A 20,769-nucleotide genomic window follows, 5' to 3' on the forward strand; every position below is an offset into this window, starting at 1 on the left:
TCATGACCGAATTCAAACGCATCCCCCCGGAACAGGCCCAGGCCCTGCGCGAGCAAGGCGCAGTCGTCGTCGACGTCCGCGACCCAGCCACTTTTGCGGCTGCGCATATCAGTGGTTCCAGGCATCTGGATAACCACTCCATCGCCGACTTCATCCGGGCCGCCGACCTCGACGCACCTACCGTGGTGGTCTGCTATCACGGCAACTCCAGCCAGAGCGCAGCCGCCTACCTGGTCAGCCAGGGCTTCAGTGACGTCTACAGCATGGACGGCGGTTTTGAGTTGTGGCGTACGACTTATCCTTCAGAAATAGCGAAAGGCACTCACGAATAATTTTTTATGCCGTCCCAAGCCCGCGAGAACCGTGGGCTTGAGCACTGGCAGACGAACGGTCTGCCACAACTAATTACGTATTCCACCTTTACCTCTCCGATTCCGAACTATCCTTAGCCTCAGGCCATCCAAAACAGGGGAGAGCCGGTACACCGGCGCACGGGTCATCGGGAGTAAGCTTTCAAGAGCCTGCATTCTTGAAAGCATTCTGGGGGGTAAACAGCAGCTGGGTTCCACCAGCGGCTGACCAGCATCGACTGATTGATCCGCCACCGGCTCCACGTATCGAGCGAGGTGACGTCATGAGTATTTTTAGCCACTTCCAGCAACGTTTCGAGTCCACGCGGCAGGAGGAATACTCGCTGCAGGAATACCTCGAACTCTGCAAACAGGACCGTAGCGCCTACGCATCGGCTGCGGAGCGTCTGTTGCTGGCAATCGGAGAACCGGAACTGCTGGATACCTCGACCAACTCGAGGCTCTCGCGAATCTTTTCCAACAAGGTGATTCGCCGCTATCCGGCCTTTGCAGACTTCCATGGGATGGAAGAATGCATCGAACAGATCGTGTCCTATTTCCGCCATGCCGCCCAAGGCCTGGAAGAGAAGAAGCAAATCCTTTATCTGCTCGGCCCCGTGGGTGGCGGTAAATCGTCCCTGGCCGAAAAACTCAAGCAACTGATCGAAAAAGTGCCCTTCTACGCGATCAAGGGCTCGCCGGTGTTCGAATCGCCCCTGGGCCTCTTCAACGCCACAGAGGACGGCGCGATCCTCGAGGAAGACTTCGGCATTCCACGCCGCTACCTCAATACCATCATGTCGCCATGGGCCACCAAGCGCCTCGCCGAATTCGGTGGTGACATCAGCCAGTTCCGTGTGGTCAAGCTCTACCCTTCGATCCTTAACCAGATCGCAGTGGCCAAGACCGAGCCGGGCGACGAAAACAACCAGGATATTTCGGCCCTGGTGGGCAAGGTCGATATCCGCAAACTGGAAGAATTCCCACAGAACGACGCCGATGCCTACAGCTACTCGGGTGCGCTGTGCCGGGCCAACCAGGGCCTGATGGAGTTCGTCGAAATGTTCAAGGCGCCCATCAAGGTGCTGCACCCCCTGCTGACCGCCACCCAGGAAGGCAACTACAACAGCACCGAGGGCCTGGGGGCCATTCCGTTCACCGGCATCCTGCTGGCTCACTCCAACGAGTCGGAATGGCATACCTTCCGCAACAACAAGAACAACGAGGCCTTCATCGACCGGATCTACATCGTCAAGGTGCCGTACTGCCTGCGGGTGACCGACGAAGTGAAGATCTACGACAAGCTGCTGTTCAACAGCTCGCTGTCCAAGGCCCATTGCGCCCCTGACACGCTGAAGATGCTGGCCCAGTTCACGGTGCTGTCGCGCCTCAAGGAGCCGGAAAACTCCAACATCTATTCGAAGATGCGTGTGTACGACGGTGAAAACCTCAAGGACACCGATCCGAAGGCCAAGTCGATCCAGGAATACCGCGACAACGCGGGGGTCGATGAAGGCATGAACGGTCTGTCCACACGCTTCGCGTTCAAGATCCTGTCCAAGGTCTTCAACTTCGACCCTCACGAGATCGCGGCCAACCCGGTTCACCTGCTGTATGTGCTGGAACAGCAGATCGAGCAGGAGCAATTCCAGGCCGAAACCCGCGAGCGTTACCTGCGCTTCCTCAAGGAGTACCTGGCCCCGCGCTACATCGAGTTCATCGGCAAGGAAATCCAGACCGCATACCTGGAGTCCTACAGCGAATACGGCCAGAACATCTTCGACCGGTACGTTCTGTACGCAGACTTCTGGATCCAGGACCAGGAATACCGCGACCCGGAAACCGGCGAAATACTCAATCGCGTGGCCCTCAACGAAGAGCTGGAGAAAATCGAGAAACCGGCAGGCATCAGCAATCCGAAGGACTTCCGCAACGAGATCGTCAACTTCGTGCTGCGCGCCCGGGCCAACAACAACGGCAAGAACCCAACCTGGCTCAGCTATGAAAAGCTGCGGGTGGTCATCGAGAAGAAAATGTTCTCCAACACCGAAGACCTGCTGCCAGTCATCAGCTTCAACGCCAAGGCCAGCAAGGAGGACCAGCAAAAACACAACGACTTCGTTACACGCATGGTCGAACGTGGCTACACCGACAAACAGGTACGGCTGCTCTCCGAGTGGTACCTGCGGGTCCGGAAATCGCAGTAAGCAGCGGCAAGCTTCTAGCTACAAGCTGCAAGGAACGGCGTTGAGCCCAAGGCTCGACGCCACTCCTCTTGCAGCCTGAGGCTTACGACTTGAAGCTCCCCCGGAGGGGCCTATGAGCTATGTGATCGACCGACGCCTTAATGGCAAGAACAAGAGCACGGTGAACCGCCAGCGGTTTCTGCGGCGCTACCGTGACCACATCAAGAAGGCCGTCGAAGAGGCGGTCAGCCGGCGCTCCATTACCGACATGGAGCACGGCGAACAGATCAGCATCCCCGGCCGCGATATCGACGAGCCGGTGCTTCACCATGGCCGCGGCGGCAAACAGACCGTCGTGCACCCAGGCAACAAGGAATTCACCAGTGGCGAGCACATCCCCCGTCCCCAGGGTGGTGGTGGCGGCAAAGGGCCCGGTAAAGCCGGCAACTCCGGCGAAGGCATGGATGAGTTCGTGTTCCAGATCACCCAGGAGGAATTCCTGGAGTTCATGTTCGAGGACCTGGAACTGCCGAACCTGGTCAAGCGCAACCTGACCGGCACCGACACCTTCAAGACCGTGCGGGCCGGTATCAGCAATGAAGGCAATCCGTCACGCATCAATATCATCCGCACCCTCCGCTCCGCCCACGCACGGCGTATCGCGCTGTCAGGCAGCAGCCGGGCAAAACTGCGCGAGGCCAAGGAAGAACTGGCCCGCCTGAAACGCGAAGAACCCGACAATTTTGGCGATATTCAGGACCTGGAAGCGGAAATCGAGAAACTCAGCGCACGCATCCACCGCGTACCGTTCCTCGACACCTTCGACCTCAAGTACAACCTGCTGGTGAAACAGCCAAACCCCAGCTCCAAGGCGGTGATGTTCTGCCTGATGGACGTATCCGGCTCCATGACCCAGGCCACCAAGGACATCGCCAAACGCTTCTTCATCCTGTTGTACCTGTTCCTGAAGCGGAACTATGACAAGATCGATGTAGTGTTCATCCGCCACCACACCAGCGCCAGGGAAGTGGACGAAGAGGAATTCTTCTACTCCAGGGAGACCGGCGGCACCATTGTCTCCAGCGCCCTGAAGCTGATGCAGGAGATCATGGCCGAACGCTACCCCGCCAACGAATGGAACATCTACGCAGCCCAGGCGTCGGACGGCGACAACTGGAATGACGACTCACCGATCTGTCGCGACATCCTGATCAACCAGATCATGCCATTCGTCCAGTACTACACTTATGTGGAGATTACTCCACGCGAACACCAGGCCCTGTGGTACGAATACGAACGGATAGCCGAAGCTTTTTCCGACACATTTGCCCAACAGCAACTGGTCTCGGCCGGGGATATCTACCCGGTCTTCCGTGAACTCTTCCAGCGCAGGTTAGTGACATGACCGCCAAAAAAGAGCAGAAGCGCCAGCCCATTTCCACCGGCTCCGAATGGACGTTCGAGCTGATCAAGGCCTACGACCGCGAAATCAGCCGTATCGCGGACCGCTACGCCCTCGACACCTACCCGAACCAGATCGAGGTGATCACCGCCGAGCAAATGATGGACGCCTATGCGTCGGTCGGCATGCCGCTGGGCTATCACCACTGGTCCTACGGCAAGCACTTCCTCAGTACCGAGAAATCCTACAGTCGAGGCCAGATGGGACTGGCCTATGAGATCGTCATCAACTCCGACCCCTGCATCGCCTACCTGATGGAGGAAAACACCATCTGCATGCAGGCCCTGGTGGTGGCGCATGCCTGCTATGGGCACAACAGCTTCTTCAAGGGCAACTACCTGTTCCGCACCTGGACCGATGCCAGCTCGATCATCGATTACCTGGTGTTTGCCAAGCAGTACATCATGCAGTGCGAGGAGCGCCATGGCATCGACGCGGTGGAGGACCTCCTGGACTCCTGCCACGCCCTGATGAACTACGGCGTGGACCGCTACAAACGGCCGTATCCGATTTCCGCCGAAGAAGAACGCCGGCGCCAAAAGGACCGCGAAGAGCACCTGCAAAAACAGATCAACGATCTGTGGCGCACCATTCCCAAGGGTGCAGACAAGTACAACGAAAAAGACAATGCCCGTTTTCCTGCCGAGCCCCAGGAGAACATTCTCTATTTCATTGAAAAACATGCGCCCCTGTTGGAACCGTGGCAGCGGGAAATCGTGCGTATCGTGCGTAAGATCGCCCAGTATTTCTATCCACAACGCCAAACCCAGGTCATGAACGAGGGATGGGCCACGTTCTGGCACTACACGCTGATGAACGACCTGTACGACGAGGGCCTGGTTACCGACGGCTTCATGATGGAGTTCCTGACGTCCCACACCAGCGTGGTGTTCCAACCTGGTTTCGACAGCCCGTACTACAGCGGCATCAACCCTTACGCACTGGGTTTCGCCATGTACCGCGACATCCGCCGCATGTGCGAAAACCCCACCGAGGAAGATCGTCGCTGGTTCCCGGAAATCGCCGGTTCGGACTGGTTGTCCGCCATTAAATTCGCCATGAGCAGTTTCAAGGACGAAAGCTTCATCTTGCAGTACCTCTCGCCCAAGGTGATCCGCGACCTGAAATTGTTCAGCATTCTGGATGATGACCAGAAAGATGACTTGGTAGTGCCCGCCATTCACGATGAGAGCGGCTATCGCATCATCCGCGAAACCCTGGCGGCGCAGTACAACCTGGGCAATCGCGAGCCCAACGTGCAGATCTACAGCATCGACCGCCGCGGCGATCGCTCGCTGACCCTGCGGCACCAGGCGCACAACCGCAAACCACTGGGTGACTCCACCGATGAAGTGCTCAAGCACCTGCACCGGCTCTGGGGTTTCGACATCCACCTGGAAACCCTGCAAGGCGACCAAGTGATGAAAACCCATCATGTACCTCCCAAAGGCGAACAAGCCGAAGGAGACTATGGCCGCCTGGACCTGGCGGTCATTCATCTTTGATCCCGTTTTCGCCTCCGGAGGTCCGACGCAAAGGTTATCCTGTCGGATCAACGGAGGTTTTTTATGCAGATCTATAAAGTTGGCGGCGCCGTTCGCGATCGCCTGCTGGGCATTCCCGTCACAGACATCGATCGGGTCGTCGTGGGGGCCACCGCCGAGGAAATGCTCGCCAAAGGTTTTCGCCCCGTGGGGGCTGACTTTCCGGTATTCCTCGACCCGAAGACCGGCGAGGAATACGCCCTCGCCCGTACCGAACGCAAGAGCGGTCGAGGCTATGGCGGCTTCGTGTTCCATGCCAGCCCTGAAGTGACCTTGGAGGAGGACCTGGTTCGCCGGGACTTGACCATCAACGCCATGGCTGAAGATGACCATGGCAACCTGACCGATCCGTACCACGGCCAACGCGATCTGGAAGCCCGCGTTCTGCGTCACGTATCCCCCGCTTTCGCCGAAGATCCCCTCCGAGTTTTGCGAGTTGCCCGCTTTGCCGCACGCTATGCACCGCTGGGCTTCAAGGTGGCGGACGAAACCCTTGGACTGATGCGCCAGCTCAGTGAGTCCGGCGAATTGGAAGCATTGACGGCTGAGCGCAGTTGGAAAGAAATTTCCCGCGCCCTCATGGAAAAACAGCCACAGGTATTTATCCAGGTCCTACGCGACTGCACAGCCCTCAAGGTCCTGATGCCCGAGGTCGATGCGCTGTTCGGCGTGCCTCAGCCTGAAGCCCACCACCCGGAAATCGACACGGGCTTGCACACCCTGAGCGTGCTGGAACAGGCGGCACTGCACCAGCAACCCCTGACCGTCCGCTGGGCTTGCCTGCTCCATGACCTGGGCAAAGGCCTGACACCCGAACACGAATGGCCGCGGCACATCGCCCATGAGCACAAAGGCTTGAAGCTGATCAAAGCGGTCAATGAGCGCTTCAAGGTACCGCGCGATTGTCAGGAACTGGCACTGTTGGTCGGCCAGTATCACACCCATGCTCATCGTGCGCTTGAGCTGAAGGCGTCCACCTTGCTTGAGCTGTTGCAGAGTTTTGACGTGTACCGTCGGCCTCAGCGCTTCGAGGAGTTCATCGCGGCGTGCGAGATGGATGCCCGTGGTCGCAAAGGCCTGGAAAATCGAAGTTATCCACAGGCGGATTATCTGCGCGGCGCAGCAGCGGCGGCCCGCGCAGTGGCAGTGCAGCCTTTGCTGGAGAAAGGCTTCAAGGGTCCGGAGCTGGGTGAGGCGATCAAACGGGAGCGACTCAGGGTATTGAAAGCGTATAAGGAATCAGCGGGCTGACACCCCGTTTGCAGCTCAGGTGAGTGCGCCGATCTGATCGCGAGCAGGCTCGCTCCCACAGGGCTCGTGGCAGACATGGCCTCTGCGTTCGCATAGATCAAATGTGGGAGCGAGCCTGCTCGCGATGACGTTATGAAAGTCGCAGCAGGTCCAAAGGCGTAAGTTGCTCCCCCCGCCATTCGAAAGCCACCGGCGCCAGTACCTGATCAATCTGCGCTTCTTCCCACAACGCGGCAAAGCTCTTGCCCACACCAGGATGAATCCGATCCGGCGCGATCAACGACAACGGCCACAACACGAAGGCGTTCTTGAGGATCTCCGCGCGAGGCAGGATCAGCCCGTCGAAGTTGCCAACCTGTTCGCCATATAACAGCACGTCGATATCCAGCGGCAGCCCCTTGCGGTCCGGCGCATAGCGACCGTTGTCCGCCTCGATGAACTTGAGGCGACGATCCAGCTCCATCAGCGGCAGATCCGTGAAGGCCGAAACGACAAAATTGAAGAAAGGCCCGCTTTTGATACCCACCGGCTGGCTCTCGAACACGGCCGAACAGCGCATGTCCACCAGGAATCCGGCCAAGGCCTCCAGACCGGCGCATAGATGGGTTTCGCGCTCGATGTTGCTGCCGAGCCCGAGAAAAACCTGAGTCAGCGGCATCCGCGCTCGATCTCCACGCCAACGCCGCTGGCCGCCGGTACGGCGCCGGGCTTGGTCACTTTCAGACGCAACCAGGTGATTTTGAACTCATCCATGAGTTCCTGGGCCAGTCGCTCGGCGAAGGTCTCGACCAATTGGAACTGCGCCTGCTCGGCGAACGCCTGGATGCGCGAGGAGACGCTGGCGTAGTCGAGCGCCAGGGTCAGGTCGTCGCCCGCGGCAGCCGGGCGGTTGTCCCAGGCGAAGCTCAGGTCAAGCCGCAGGCACTGTCGGATGCCTCGCTCCCAGTCGTAGGCACCGATTACCGTGTCGACTTCCAGGCCCTCGATAAACACTCTGTCCAAGCACTCTTCTCCGCAGCACGACAAGGGCGCAATGCGCCGTTAGAATCAGGGCGTCCTCGCCCGGAATAGTTAGCATGTTTTGGTTACTGGCGATTCTCGCCTACCTGCTCGGCTCGCTGTCCTTCGCCATTTTGCTCAGCCGCCTGACCGGTCGCCCGGATCCGCGAATGAGTGGCTCAGGCAATGCCGGCGCCACCAACATGCTGCGCCTGGCCGGACGCAAACTCGCCATCCTGACCCTGCTGGGCGACCTCTGCAAAGGCCTTGTCCCGGTATTGATCGCCAGCCTTGCAGGGCTCTCGTTGCAGCAACAGGCCTGGATCGGCGTCTGCGCCGTCATCGGCCATCTATTCCCGCTGTACTTTCGCTTTCGTGGCGGCAAGGGTGTCGCCACCGCCGCCGGCATGCTGCTGGGCCTGTACCCGCCCGCCGCCCTGCTGGCTGTCTGTGCCTGGCTGCTGACCTTCTACCTGACCCGCACCAGCTCCCTGGCCGCGCTGATCGCCACGCCGTTGACCCTACCGTTGCTGGCCTGGCAGGAACCGGCGGCCTTGCTACCAATGACCGCCCTGGTCGCACTGATCGTCTGGCGTCACCGGGGCAATCTACGCGACCTGTTCGCCGGGCGCGAACGGCATTTTTAAATGACGCCTCACAGCGGCGCCAACTGCTCCATCGGCCAGCGCGCCTGCACACTTATCGCCAGGCTTTCCTGCTGGCCGGCCTGCAATCGCTGGCAGCCGGCAAAGGCAATCATTGCGCCGTTATCTGTACAGAACTCCGGTCGGGCGTAGTAAACGTCGCCCTTCATGTCGCCGAGCATTTTCTCCAGCGATGTGCGCAGGGCCTTGTTCGCGCTCACACCACCGGCGATCACCAGGCGCTTGAGCCCGGCCTGCTTGAGGGCACGCTTGCACTTGATGGTCAAAGTCTCCACCACGGCCTGCTGGAACGCCAGCGAGATGTCGCAACGGGCTTGTTCACTGTCGTCCCCGGCGCTGACGCACTGCTGCCAGGTGTTCAGCGCGAAGGTCTTCAATCCGCTGAAACTGAAATCCAGGCCCGGGCGGTCGCACATCGGTCGCGGGAACACGAAGCGCCCATCGACCCCTTGCGTTGCAAGCCGGGAGATTTCCGGCCCGCCTGGATAATTGAGGCCCATCATTTTTGCAGTTTTGTCGAACGCTTCGCCGGCGGCATCGTCGAGGGTTTCGCCGAGCAACTCGTATTGGCCGATGCCATCGACCCGGATGAGCTGCGTATGGCCGCCCGATACCAACAAAGCGACGAACGGAAACTGTGGCGGTTGCGACTCCAGCATCGGCGCAAGCAAGTGGCCTTCCATGTGATGCACACCCAAGGCCGGGATACCCCAGGCAAAGGCCAGCGCCTGGGCACAGGAAGCGCCCACCAGCAACGCGCCCACCAGGCCCGGGCCGGCGGTGTAGGCGATGCCGTCGATCTCGGTCGGCACGCAGCCAGCTTCGGCCAGAACCTGACGGATCAAGGGCAGCATGCGCTTGACGTGATCACGGGAGGCCAACTCGGGCACCACCCCGCCATAGGCGCGATGCAGGTCGATCTGGCTGAACAGCGCATCGGCCAGCAGGCCGCGTTCACTGTCGTAAAGTGCGACACCGGTTTCGTCGCAAGAGGTTTCTAATCCCAGTACTAGCATGGGTTTGCGCCTTGTAGAGGCTGAATTCGAAGGCGCGCATAATAGTCGCCACGTTGTGCCCCGACCAGCGGTTTTCGATCAGAGGCTTTGCATTCCGAGCGTTGAGGGGTTAACATCCGCAACCCTTAAAAACCGACGTCTTCAAGTGCTCTTTTGCCGCGAGGATGTTGACCCCGGTAATGAATGAAGGTAGCTCTGGATGCCAGCCGTCAAAGTAAAAGAGAACGAACCCTTCGACGTAGCTCTGCGTCGTTTCAAGCGCTCCTGCGAAAAAGCCGGTGTTCTGGCTGAAGTTCGTAGCCGCGAATTCTACGAGAAGCCGACTTCTGAGCGTAAGCGCAAGGCAGCAGCCGCTGTTAAGCGTCACGCCAAGAAAGTTCAGCGCGAACAGCGCCGCGCCGTACGTCTGTACTAATACACAGACGTCCGTAGCAAGCTTCTGCCAAGCCCGGCCCTCAAGCCGGGCTTATGGCATTTGCGGAATAACGCTTGATGCTTCACCGTCAAAGCCGCAGACGCGACCAAGACAACCTGCTTCACCGCGTCAGACCTGGCTCTTTTGCCAGCGGTGCACGTCTTTCCTGACGAGCCTTCCAAGGCTACCGACGAGCACACCCTGATTCCTCTAACGACGATCAGCCCAAGGCACCTGCCTGCGTGCCCGCTTCATGAGCTATCCGAGGCCTGAACAGCCGTTACCGGACTCAGCGCAACACATTCAAACAGTCGAATACTGATAGTTATTAACGTCAGTGGATTATCGGCAGATACACTTCCCGACAGCGATGATGCAGACGACCCGGTCGAGCCACCGATTTAGCGTGCCTCAAACCCAGACCCGGTTACGCCTGCCGATTTCGGGTCCATATTTCGCGCAGTGATGATGAGAACGCCATGGCCGGGCTGATTCCCCAGAGCTTTATTGACGACCTCCTGAACCGCACCGACATCGTCGACGTGGTCAGCTCTCGCCTGCAAATGAAGAAAGCAGGCAAGAACTACACAGCCTGCTGCCCGTTCCACAAAGAGAAAACGCCTTCTTTCAGCGTCAGCCCCGACAAGCAGTTCTACTATTGCTTCGGCTGTGGCGCTGGCGGCAACGCCCTCGGCTTCATCATGGACCACGACAACCTGGACTTCCCCCAGGCGGTCGAAGAACTGGCCAAAGCCGCCGGCATGGAAGTACCCCGCGAGGAAAGCGGTCGACAGCACAAGCCACGCCAACCGACCGATTCTCCGCTTTACCCACTGCTGACCGCGGCAGCGGATTTTTATCGCCAGGCCCTAAAAAGCCACCCGGCACGCAAGGCCGCGGTGGACTATCTAAAGGGCCGCGGCCTGACCGGCGAAATCGCCCGGGACTTCGGCCTCGGCTTCGCACCGCCCGGCTGGGACAATCTGTACAAGCACCTGAGCAGCGATACGTTGCAGCAGCGCGCCATGATCGACGCCGGCCTGCTGATTGAAAATGCCGAAACCGGCAAGCGCTACGACCGCTTCCGCGACCGGGTCATGTTTCCGATCCGCGACACGCGCGGGCGGATCATTGCCTTTGGTGGCCGGGTGCTGGGCGACGACAAGCCGAAATACCTGAACTCCCCGGAAACCCCGGTGTTCCATAAGGGACAAGAACTCTACGGCTTGTATGAAGCGCGCAAGAACAACCGCAACCTCGATGAAATCATTGTCGTCGAAGGCTACATGGACGTTATTGCCCTGGCCCAACAAGGCCTGCGCAACGCTGTGGCGACCCTGGGCACAGCCACCAGCGAAGAACACATGAAACGCCTGTTTCGCGTCGTGCCCAACGTGCTGTTTTGCTTCGACGGTGACCAGGCCGGTCGCAACGCCGCCTGGCGCGCCCTGGAAGCTACCTTGCCGTGCCTGCAGGACGGCCGCCGGGCACGCTTTCTGTTCCTGCCCGAGGGCGAAGACCCGGACACCCTGGTGCGCTCCGAAGGTACCGACGCGTTCCGGGCACGAATCAACCAGCACGCCCAACCATTGGCCGATTATTTCTTCCAGCAGTTGACCGAGGAAGCCGACCCGCGCTCCCTCGAAGGCAAGGCCCACATGGCCACCCTCGCGGCACCACTGATCGACAAGGTGCCCGGTGCCAACCTGCGCACACTGATGCGCCAGCGCCTGACCGAAATCACCGGCTTGAACAGCGAAGCGGTCAATCAACTGGTGCACAGCGCGCCCCAGGAGGCGCCGCCGGCTTATGACCCGGGCATCGATTACGACGCGATGCCGGATTTCGCCGACTATCATCAACCCCAGCAGGATTACGCCCCCCAGCAGGAATGGACGCCGAAAAAAACCGGTAGCGGCGGCAAGAAATGGGACAAGAAACCCTGGGACAAGAACGGCAAGCGTGGCGATCGCGACCAACCACGTGCCCCGCGCGTGCCGGCCGCCGTCGAACCACCAACACTGGCCGCCTTGCGCACCTTGCTGCATCACCCGCAACTGGCGGAAAAAGTCGAGGACGCAGGGCACTTCGCCGCCGAGGACCACAGCAATACGCAATTGCTGGTGGCACTCCTTGAAGCCGTGCAGAAGAACCCCAAGCTAAACTCTTTCCAGTTGATCGCGCGGTGGCACGGTACCGAGCAGGGACGTCTTTTGAAGGCCCTGGCCGAGAAGGAATGGCTGATTGATGGAGACAACCTTGAACAACAGTTTTTCGACACCATTACTAGCTTGTCCGCCCGCCAACGCGAGCGAAATCTGGAACAACTTCTGCGAAAAGCTCGCCAGAGCGAGTTGACCAGCGAAGAGAAAAACCAATTGCGCGACTTACTTAGCCGCAATGTTTGCGCATCAAACCCGACCTCAACTGGCGCGTGAGGTCACAGCTCAGGTATAATCCTCGGCTTGTTTTTTGCCCGCCAAGACCTTCAGTGGATAGGGTGTTATGTCCGGAAAAGCGCAACAGCAGTCTCGTATCAAAGAGTTGATCCTATTGGGTCGTGAGCAGGGCTACCTGACTTACGCGGAGGTCAACGACCACCTGCCGGAGGATATTTCAGATCCGGAACAGGTGGAAGACATCATCCGCATGATCAACGACATGGGGATCAACGTATTCGAGGTTGCTCCAGATAAGGATGCCCTTATGCTGGCCGACGCCGATACCGACGAGGCGGCCGCTGAAGAAGCGGCCGCAGCGTTGGCAGCGGTCGAGACCGACATTGGTCGCACCACCGACCCCGTGCGCATGTATATGCGTGAAATGGGCACGGTAGAGCTCCTCACACGCGAAGGCGAAATCGAAATCGCCAAGCGTATTGAAGAAGGCATCCGTGAAGTGATGGGCGCAATCGCGCACTTCCCTGGCACGGTTGACCATATTCTCTCCGAGTACACCCGCGTCACCACCGAAGGTGGCCGCCTGTCCGACGTCTTGAGCGGTTATATCGACCCGGACGACGGCATTGCGCCGCCTGCTGCCGAAGTGCCGCCGCCAATCGACGCGAAAGCCGTCAAGGCCGACGACGACACCGATGACGAAGACGCCGAAGCGAGCGACGACGAGGAAGAAGCCGAAAGCGGTCCGGATCCGATCATCGCAGCGCAGCGTTTCGGCGCTGTGGCCGACCAGATGGAAATCACCCGCAAGGCGCTGAAAAAGCACGGCCGCAACAACAAGCAGGCAATTGCCGAGCTGTTGGCACTGGCCGAGCTGTTCATGCCGATCAAGCTGGTACCGAAGCAATTCGAAGGCCTGGTCGAACGTGTGCGCAGTGCCCTGGATCGCTTGCGCCAGCAAGAGCGCGCGATCATGCAGCTTTGCGTGCGTGATGCCCGCATGCCGCGCGCCGACTTCCTGCGTCAGTTCCCTGGTAACGAAGTCGACGAAAGCTGGACCGATGCACTGGCCAAGGGCAAGAGCAAATATGCTGAAGCCATTGCCCGCCTGCAACCGGACATCATTCGTTGCCAGCAGAAGCTGAGCGCGCTGGAAGCCGAGACCGGCCTGAGCATCGCCGAGATCAAGGACATCAACCGTCGCATGTCGATCGGCGAGGCCAAGGCCCGTCGCGCGAAGAAAGAGATGGTCGAAGCGAACTTGCGTCTGGTGATCTCCATCGCCAAGAAGTACACCAACCGCGGCCTGCAATTCCTCGACCTGATCCAGGAAGGCAACATCGGCCTGATGAAGGCGGTGGACAAGTTCGAATACCGTCGCGGCTACAAGTTCTCGACTTATGCCACCTGGTGGATCCGTCAGGCGATCACTCGCTCGATCGCCGACCAGGCCCGCACCATCCGTATCCCGGTGCACATGATCGAGACGATCAACAAGCTCAACCGTATTTCCCGGCAGATGCTGCAGGAAATGGGTCGCGAACCGACGCCGGAAGAGCTGGGCGAACGCATGGAAATGCCTGAGGACAAGATCCGCAAGGTATTGAAGATCGCCAAGGAGCCGATCTCCATGGAAACCCCGATCGGCGATGACGAAGACTCCCATCTGGGTGACTTCATCGAAGACTCCACCATGCAGTCTCCGATCGATGTCGCCACTGTCGAGAGTCTCAAGGAAGCGACTCGCGAAGTGCTTTCCGGCCTCACTGCCCGTGAAGCCAAGGTACTGCGCATGCGTTTCGGCATCGACATGAATACCGACCACACCCTCGAGGAAGTCGGTAAACAGTTCGATGTCACCCGTGAGCGCATTCGTCAGATCGAAGCCAAGGCGTTGCGCAAACTGCGCCACCCGACGCGAAGCGAGCATCTGCGCTCCTTCCTCGACGAGTGATCTTCAAACCCCCCGGCCCTGCCGGGGGTTTTGTTATGTGCAACAGATAAAATCCCCCTCGTTACGCTCCTCACCACCCTGTGGCCCGTCTACACTCGAATCATCCTCCCCAAGCCATGACGAGACAGTGATGCCCAGACTGACGGCCGCGCTTTTGCTGTCATTGATGACCTGGACCGCAACAGCTGGCGCGTTGACGCTCACCGACGAGGAGCTCCGCTGGCTCAAGGACCACCCCGACCTGCGCCTGGGCGTCGATGCCTCATGGCCGCCGTTTGAGTTCCGCGATGACCAGGGCCGCTATCAGGGCCTGGCCGCCGACTACGTCGACATCATTCGTGAGCGGCTGGCCATCAGGCTCACCCCCATCGAGCCCGCTAGCTGGACCGCCGTGCTGGAGCAGGTCGTACAGGGCAAGATAGACCTCCTGCCGGGCATCATGTCCACGCCGGAGCGCCAGAACTACCTGGCGTTTACCCGGCCTTACCTGGACTTCCCCATTGTCATCCTGGCCCATCGCGGTGGCGCCCAGCCCCACAACCTCAAGGAGCTGTACGGGCTGAAAATAGCCGTGGTAGAGAACTATGCCCCCCATGAACTGCTGCGCAACCACCATCCCGACCTGAATCTCGTGGCGCTGCCCAACGTCAGCTCAGCCCTGCAAGCACTGGCAACCGACGAGGTGGATGCGGTGGTCGGCGACCTGGCTTCCAGTGTCTGGAGCCTGCGCCAACTCAAGCTCGAAGGTCTTTATGTCAGCGGGGAAACGCCTTATCGCTATCAGTTGGCAATGGCCGTCCCTCGAGACAACAAGATATTGGTGGGTATCCTGGACAAGGTCATGGCCGACATGAGCCCGGCCGAAGTTGCCGAGATCCAGCAGAAGTGGGTCGGCAATGTGCATGACTACCGCCAGCTCTGGTCAGATTTGCTGGTCTACGGCCTGCCTGCACTATTGCTCCTGGTCGGGATACTGGCGGTAGTGATTCGCATCAACCGCCGACTCAGCTCGGAAATCGCCCGACGGGTCGAGCTGGAACAGGAGCTGCGCAGCAGCGAATACCATTACCGTGGGCTGGTGGAGAGCCTGTCGGCCATTGCCTGGGAGGCAAGGGTCAGCGACTTCACCTACAGCTACGTGTCGCCCCATGCCGAAGACCTGCTGGGTTATCCCCTTTCCCATTGGCTGATCCCAGGCTTCTGGCGCAACATCATTCATCCGGCCGACCTGATCCGTGCCCAGACCTACTGTGATCATGAAGTGCTGGCCGGGCGCGATCACTGCATCGATTATCGCGTGATCACCGCCGATGGCCGCTGCCTGTGGGTGCGCGACATTGTCAGTCTGATCGAACACGGTCACGAACCGGTGATGCGCGGGCTGATGATCGATATCAGCGAAGCCAAGCGCACCGAGGAAGCACTGCGCCTTTCGGAGCAGAAATTTGGCTCAGTGTTCCGCCAATGCCCGGACATCCTGGTGATCGCACGGCTGATGGACGGTTGTCTGCTGGAGGTCAACAAGGCCTTCGAGGAGCAGATCGGCCTGAGTGCCGCCGAGGTGGTGGGGCGCAGCGCAACCGAATTGAATATCTGGGGCATCCAAGGCGTGGGGCCGGGCCTGTTGCAGCGCTTGCAGGCCGGCAGTATTCGCAACCTGGAAATGCCCTTTCGCCGTAGCAATGGCCAGGTGTTCACCGGACTGATCTCCGCCGAACCCTTCGACCTCGACACGACGCCAGCCCTGGTCGTGGTAGTGCGGGACATCAGCCAGCTCAAGGAAACCCAGCAGCAATTGCAGACCTCCGAAGAGAAGTTTGCCAAGGCATTCCACGCCTCGCCCGATGGCTTGCTACTGTCCCGGCAAAGCGATGGTTTGCTGATTGAAGTCAACGAAGGTTTCAGCCGCATTACCGGTTTCAACAGCGCCCTGTCGGTGGACCGCTCTACCCTGGACCTGGGCATCTGGGTCAACCTCAACGAGCGCAAGCAGATGCTCAACCTGCTGAAACGGGACGGCTTCGTGAAGGACTTCAGCTGCCATATCCGTCGCAACGACGGGCAGGTACGGCTCTGCGAAGTCTCCAGTCGCCCGCTGCCCATCGGCAACGAAGACTGCATGCTGACCATCGCCCGGGACATCACCGAACGCCATCTCATGCAGGAGAAACTGCAACAAGCCGCCACCGTGTTCGAAAGCACGGCCGAAGGCGTGCTGATCACCGATACGCAACAGCACATCAGCGCGGTGAACCGAGCCTTCACCGAAATCACCGGCTACAGCGAAACCGAAGCCTTGGGCCATACACCTCGGTTACTGGCTTCCGGCCTGCATGACAGCGCGTTCTATGCCGCGATGTGGCACCAGTTGACGGCGGAAGGTCACTGGCAGGGCGAGATTTCCAATCGGCGCAAGAACGGCGAGCTGTACCCCAGTTGGCTGACCATCAGCGCGGTGCGCAATCGGGATCAACAGATCACCCATTTCGTTGCGGTCTTCGCCGATATCTCCAGCCTCAAACATGCCCAGGCCCGGCTCGATTACCAGGCTCACCACGATCCACTGACCGGCCTGCCGAATCGCACGCTGTTCGAAAGCCGCTTGCTGACGGCCCTCAACAGCCAGCAGGAAAACGGCGGCCAGGGCGCGGTGCTGTTCTTGGACCTGGACCGCTTCAAGCACATCAACGACAGCCTCGGACACCCGGTCGGCGACCTGCTGCTCAAAGGCATTGCCGTGCGCTTGCGCGAGCAACTTCGCGACATCGACACCGTGGCGCGCCTGGGCGGCGACGAGTTCATCATCCTGCTGCCTGGCTTGCAGCAGCCCAGCGACGCCGAGCACATCGCCCAGAAACTATTGAACTGCTTTGCCGCGCCATTCCAGGCCGGCGAGCACGAGTTTTTCATCAGCGCCAGCATTGGCACCAGTCTCTACCCACAGGATGGCTGCGACGTCGCCACGCTGGTCAAGAATGCTGACGCTGCGATGTACCGCTCCAAGGCCAAGGGGCGCAACCGGGTGGAAAGCTACACCCGCGACCTCACCGCCCAGGCCAGCGAGCGCGTAGCCCTGGAACACGAGCTGCGACGGGCGATCGAGCGCAACGAACTGTCATTATCCTTCCAACCAAAAATCAGCCTCGTCGACAACCGCCTGGTGGGCGCCGAGGCGCTGATTCGCTGGACCCACCCGACATTTGGCGACGTACCGCCGGAACATTTCATCCCCCTGGCGGAAGAAAACGGCATGATCCTGCAAATTGGCGACTGGGTACTGGAACATGCCTGCCAGCAGTTAAGTGAGTGGAACAGCACCCATGACAGCCTGGGCCCTCTGTCGGTCAACCTCGCCGGCGCCCAATTGCGCCAGCCCAACCTGTTGGGACGTATCGAACAACTGCTGCGCGAACACCATCTCAAGCCAGGCTTGTTGCAACTGGAAATTACCGAAAACTTCATCATGAGCCAGGCCGAAGAGGCCCTGACGGTGCTGCACCAGTTGAAAAAGCTCGGTGTGCAATTGGCCATCGACGACTTCGGCACGGGTTACTCTTCCCTCAGCTACCTCAAGCGCCTGCCGCTGGACATCCTCAAGATCGACCAATCCTTCGTCCGCGGCCTGCCCGACGACCCCCACGACGCGGCCATCGTGCGGGCAATCATCGCCCTGGGCCGCAGCATGCAATTCACCATCATCGCCGAGGGCGTTGAAACCCTGGCCCAGCAGCAATTCCTGAGCGAAGAAGGTTGCGAACAGATCCAGGGCTACATCGTCAGCCTGCCCCTGGGCGCCGACGAGTTTGCCGCCACGTTTCTTCGTGTGACCGTATCGGATTTTTCGGATAGCACAGCCGAGAAACCGTCGCTATAATCCGCGACCTACTGAGGGCCTATAGCTCAGTTGGTTAGAGCAGAGGACTCATAATCCTTTGGTCCACGGTTCAAGTCCGTGTGGGCCCACCATCTTGAAAGCCGCGCATTGCGCGGCTTTTGCGTATCTAGCGTCCTCCCGCTAGCATCCTTCCCTCCGATACAATAAAAATCCCATCCCTCACCGAGATGCCCATCATCGCCAGCCCCAGCCTCCCGCGACTGTTTCTTGAACTGTTCTGGCAACTTGGCATCCTTCTGGTGCCGGCCTTTTTCGTCACCGTGCTGCCGCCCCCACTGGCTTTGCTGGCGGTGGTGGCCCTTGGACTGCTGATGGGCCTTGCTGCTCGCCTGGGCTTTTTGGCGATGGGCCGAGGCATTGCCCGGGTGACGGTCGGTGCCGTGTTTGGCCTGGGTTTCAGCCTCGGCCGGGCGCTGCCCGAGTGGTGGGGCATCTTGGTGGCGATCGTCGGCATCGTTGTTGGGCTCGCCTGCGTCAGTAGCTGGGAACGGCGCCTTGGGTTGGCGCCCGTTTCCAGCAAAGGGCCGAGTGCCTGGGGTGGAAACGAGCCGATGCTGACCCCTGAAGGCGAGCCAATCCGGGTCTTCAACCACGGCGAAATCGCCATGGGCGGCCCGACTTATTGCGACTATCTGTTCCCTGACGGTGTGCTTCTACAAGGCATTGGCTCCTCGGCAGTGTTCTCCAGCGACGGGCGCTACTTCGCCGCACCGGTACCGTCCCGGCAGGCATGGGGGCTGGTGGTCCTCGACCGTCAGCAACGCCAGCTGTACCGCTGCGCCGACAGCGAGCTCTGGGAGTTGGACGCTTTTGATCTCGACCTGCTGAGCGGACGACATAGCCCACTGGTGGATAACAGCGCTCGCAAAACCCGGCTCGATGAGCTGTTGCAAACCGCCAGCGTCACCCACCTGGTGCCTGTCGCCGATCTTTGGCTGGAAGCCGACTGGCATCCTGAGCCGACCTTCGAGCGGCGCTCCGCTAATGGCCAGCAGTGCCTTCAGGGCAATATTTCTTTGCCTTCGACTTTTCGCGACTTGCCCCAGCCACTGGATCCCCTGCATTCACCGCGCTATACCATCAGCATCAATGGACAACCGTCCGGCCTGTTGATGGCGGCAGACGCGCCGTTGATATGGAGCACCGATCAACGCGCGCTGGTGTGCCTGGCTCAGGAGCAAAGCGGTGACGCGGAGGGCGACCAGTATTGGTTGTGGCAGCTCGACATCGGCTGGCGCGTCCTGCCATCGCCCTGGGTGAGGAGTGTCGCGGAACCGTCCTTCTACTGGCATCAATTGCTGAGCCTCGACGCGGACCATGTACGTATCGGCGCGTACCTCGATTATCCGCGCCCAGGTTCCGGCCGTTACGGCTATCGCCTGGACAGCATCCACGGCGATACCGAAACCCAGGCCGGCCATGACGCCCAAGGCCGCGTACAGGTCGCTGAATTCAAACTGACCCGCATGGCCATTGCGTTGCCGTTGGACAGTCGAGGAGCACGCGGTGATGCGTTTATCGAGACACAGCCGATGCTAGATGGTGCCTGCGCTCAGTTGAGCTGGCTTGGCGACAATCGCGAAGGGCTTGGGGGCTATCGCTGTCAGATCGGTGACTGGCACTTGCCGGGAAGTTGGTTGTTGGACCACCGTGTCTCAGACTGCGGACGTTACCTCGCACTACTGCCCTTCGAAAACTCAACGACCGTGACCACCCATGGCGTGATTGCGGACACGAAGGATCGACGCCTGCTGGAAGGGCCGGCGATGTGGGTGGAACGCATCCTCGATTTTCGTGATGGCCGGCTGAGCCTGGCAGTGGTTGCCGGTCGACTTGACCAGGACCTGGAGGGCAGCGCGCTGCAACGTTTCAATGTCCAGGCGCCGCAGAACGGTAGCGCCAACGCCACTTCGTTCTTTCATCCCGACGAGCGATCCCGGTTGTTCTATGACACCGTGGAACTGCAGGTAGTCGATTCACAGCTTCAGAGAATGCCACCCTGGCGCCTGGTGGATCGTCCGCAAGCCGCCAACGCCGAAGGGGACTTCATCCAGCCTGCACCCGACCACCGGGACGCCGCCTGGTTGTTCGGCAGCGAGACGGAATATGCAGACAGTTGGGTACGCGCGCAGACGCCCCGGCTCGGAGGACACCTGCTGACAGCTTCAGGCTGCGCGCTGGTCGACCTGGCACCGTCGATGATCTGGTCGACGGATAGCCGTTATCTGGCCCTGACCTGCATGGCGACCGATGTGACAGAACAGTGTGGAAACTATCGAGGCTGGCAATTGCTGCTCCTGGATATCCAGGAGCACACGTTGCGGGTGCATCCGCAGTGGCTGGGCAAGCGGCCGCTGTTTGAGAGTTTCGACGACGAACAGCTGCATGTACGCTGCTTTGAGCGTGATTGGGAAGCGCCAGACGATGACGACCCAGGCTCTGTGCAGTCGTTCCCGCGGGCTCTACTGTTGCAGTTGCCCACCGAACAATTGGTTTGCCAGGACGGTTTATGGCTCAGGCCGTCACAGATGCACCTGGCCCATGCCTGGCGAACGCTGGCTTTACCTGCCATTGGCTATTTCCCACGTGAGAGCCTGTAACATGTTCGCTATCGAATGCCCGCGCCGGAGCCC

Annotated in this window: 14 protein-coding genes and 1 tRNA gene; 12 read left to right on the forward strand and 3 right to left on the reverse strand. The window is 59.9% G+C overall.

Annotated elements, in window-relative coordinates; genetic code table 11:
* Positions 1–2 precede the first annotated feature (2 nt).
* The 5 genes from glpE to PBDP_RS27120 all read left to right on the forward strand — a co-directional run bounded on the left by glpE (position 3) and on the right by PBDP_RS27120 (position 6,793).
* On the forward strand, positions 3–332 hold the full coding sequence (glpE, locus tag PBDP_RS27100; RefSeq protein ID WP_109754978.1) for a thiosulfate sulfurtransferase GlpE: 330 nt from the start codon (positions 3–5) through the stop codon (positions 330–332).
* Between the two features lie 302 nt (positions 333–634).
* The gene (locus tag PBDP_RS27105) at positions 635–2,557 is read left to right on the forward strand and encodes a PrkA family serine protein kinase (protein ID WP_109754979.1); all 1,923 of its coding nucleotides are present in this window, start codon (positions 635–637) and stop codon (positions 2,555–2,557) included.
* Positions 2,558–2,669: 112 nt separating this feature from the next.
* Positions 2,670–3,941: a YeaH/YhbH family protein gene (locus PBDP_RS27110; RefSeq protein ID WP_003206179.1), complete on the forward strand. Its 1,272-nt coding sequence runs from the start codon at positions 2,670–2,672 to the stop codon at positions 3,939–3,941.
* Positions 3,938–5,503: a SpoVR family protein gene (locus tag PBDP_RS27115; RefSeq protein WP_092255206.1), complete on the forward strand. Its 1,566-nt coding sequence runs from the start codon at positions 3,938–3,940 to the stop codon at positions 5,501–5,503. The genes PBDP_RS27110 and PBDP_RS27115 overlap by 4 nt, the downstream gene beginning before the upstream one ends.
* A 63-nt stretch (positions 5,504–5,566) precedes the next feature.
* Positions 5,567–6,793 (forward strand): multifunctional CCA addition/repair protein, encoded by a 1,227-nt coding sequence (locus PBDP_RS27120; RefSeq protein WP_116833601.1) that lies wholly within the window; start codon positions 5,567–5,569, stop codon positions 6,791–6,793.
* Positions 6,794–6,923: 130 nt separating this feature from the next.
* Here PBDP_RS27120 and folK read toward each other — a convergent pair whose 3' ends face one another.
* Positions 6,924–7,451, reverse strand: a complete 528-nt coding sequence (gene folK, locus PBDP_RS27125) for a 2-amino-4-hydroxy-6-hydroxymethyldihydropteridine diphosphokinase (RefSeq protein ID WP_109754981.1) — start codon at positions 7,449–7,451, stop codon at positions 6,924–6,926.
* Positions 7,442–7,795: a dihydroneopterin aldolase gene (folB, locus tag PBDP_RS27130; RefSeq protein ID WP_039590767.1), complete on the reverse strand. Its 354-nt coding sequence runs from the start codon at positions 7,793–7,795 to the stop codon at positions 7,442–7,444. Before folB ends, folK begins: the two co-directional genes overlap by 10 nt.
* Positions 7,796–7,869: 74 nt before the next feature.
* Between folB and plsY the strand changes: the two genes are divergently transcribed.
* Complete coding sequence (gene plsY / locus PBDP_RS27135; RefSeq protein ID WP_003206189.1) at positions 7,870–8,439, forward strand: glycerol-3-phosphate 1-O-acyltransferase PlsY; 570 nt, start codon at positions 7,870–7,872, stop codon at positions 8,437–8,439.
* A gap of 8 nt (positions 8,440–8,447) precedes the next feature.
* Here the strand turns inward: plsY and tsaD are convergent, their stop codons facing one another.
* Complete coding sequence (gene tsaD / locus PBDP_RS27140; protein WP_116833603.1) at positions 8,448–9,473, reverse strand: tRNA (adenosine(37)-N6)-threonylcarbamoyltransferase complex transferase subunit TsaD; 1,026 nt, start codon at positions 9,471–9,473, stop codon at positions 8,448–8,450.
* Between the two features lie 199 nt (positions 9,474–9,672).
* Between tsaD and rpsU the strand changes: the two genes are divergently transcribed.
* The 6 genes from rpsU (at position 9,673) to PBDP_RS27170 (ending at position 20,736) form a co-directional block, all read left to right on the forward strand.
* Complete coding sequence (gene rpsU / locus PBDP_RS27145; protein ID WP_002551877.1) at positions 9,673–9,888, forward strand: 30S ribosomal protein S21; 216 nt, start codon at positions 9,673–9,675, stop codon at positions 9,886–9,888.
* A 479-nt stretch (positions 9,889–10,367) separates the two neighbouring features.
* Positions 10,368–12,326 carry a DNA primase gene (gene dnaG / locus PBDP_RS27150; protein ID WP_116833604.1) on the forward strand — a complete coding sequence of 653 codons (1,959 nt, stop codon included), beginning with the start codon at positions 10,368–10,370 and terminating at the stop codon, positions 12,324–12,326.
* A 67-nt stretch (positions 12,327–12,393) separates the two neighbouring features.
* Positions 12,394–14,241, forward strand: coding sequence for an RNA polymerase sigma factor RpoD (gene rpoD / locus PBDP_RS27155; RefSeq protein WP_116833605.1), 1,848 nt, complete (start codon positions 12,394–12,396; stop codon positions 14,239–14,241).
* 130 nt (positions 14,242–14,371) lie between these two features.
* Positions 14,372–18,115 (forward strand): EAL domain-containing protein, encoded by a 3,744-nt coding sequence (locus PBDP_RS27160; RefSeq protein ID WP_109754985.1) that lies wholly within the window; start codon positions 14,372–14,374, stop codon positions 18,113–18,115.
* Between the two features lie 15 nt (positions 18,116–18,130).
* Positions 18,131–18,207 (forward strand) — tRNA-Ile (locus tag PBDP_RS27165).
* 96 nt (positions 18,208–18,303) lie between these two features.
* Complete coding sequence (locus tag PBDP_RS27170; protein WP_249411826.1) at positions 18,304–20,736, forward strand: hypothetical protein; 2,433 nt, start codon at positions 18,304–18,306, stop codon at positions 20,734–20,736.
* Positions 20,737–20,769 lie beyond the last annotated feature (33 nt).

The organism is Pseudomonas sp. St290 (assembly GCF_018325805.1).
In the GTDB taxonomy this organism is placed as follows: domain Bacteria; phylum Pseudomonadota; class Gammaproteobacteria; order Pseudomonadales; family Pseudomonadaceae; genus Aquipseudomonas; species Aquipseudomonas bijieensis.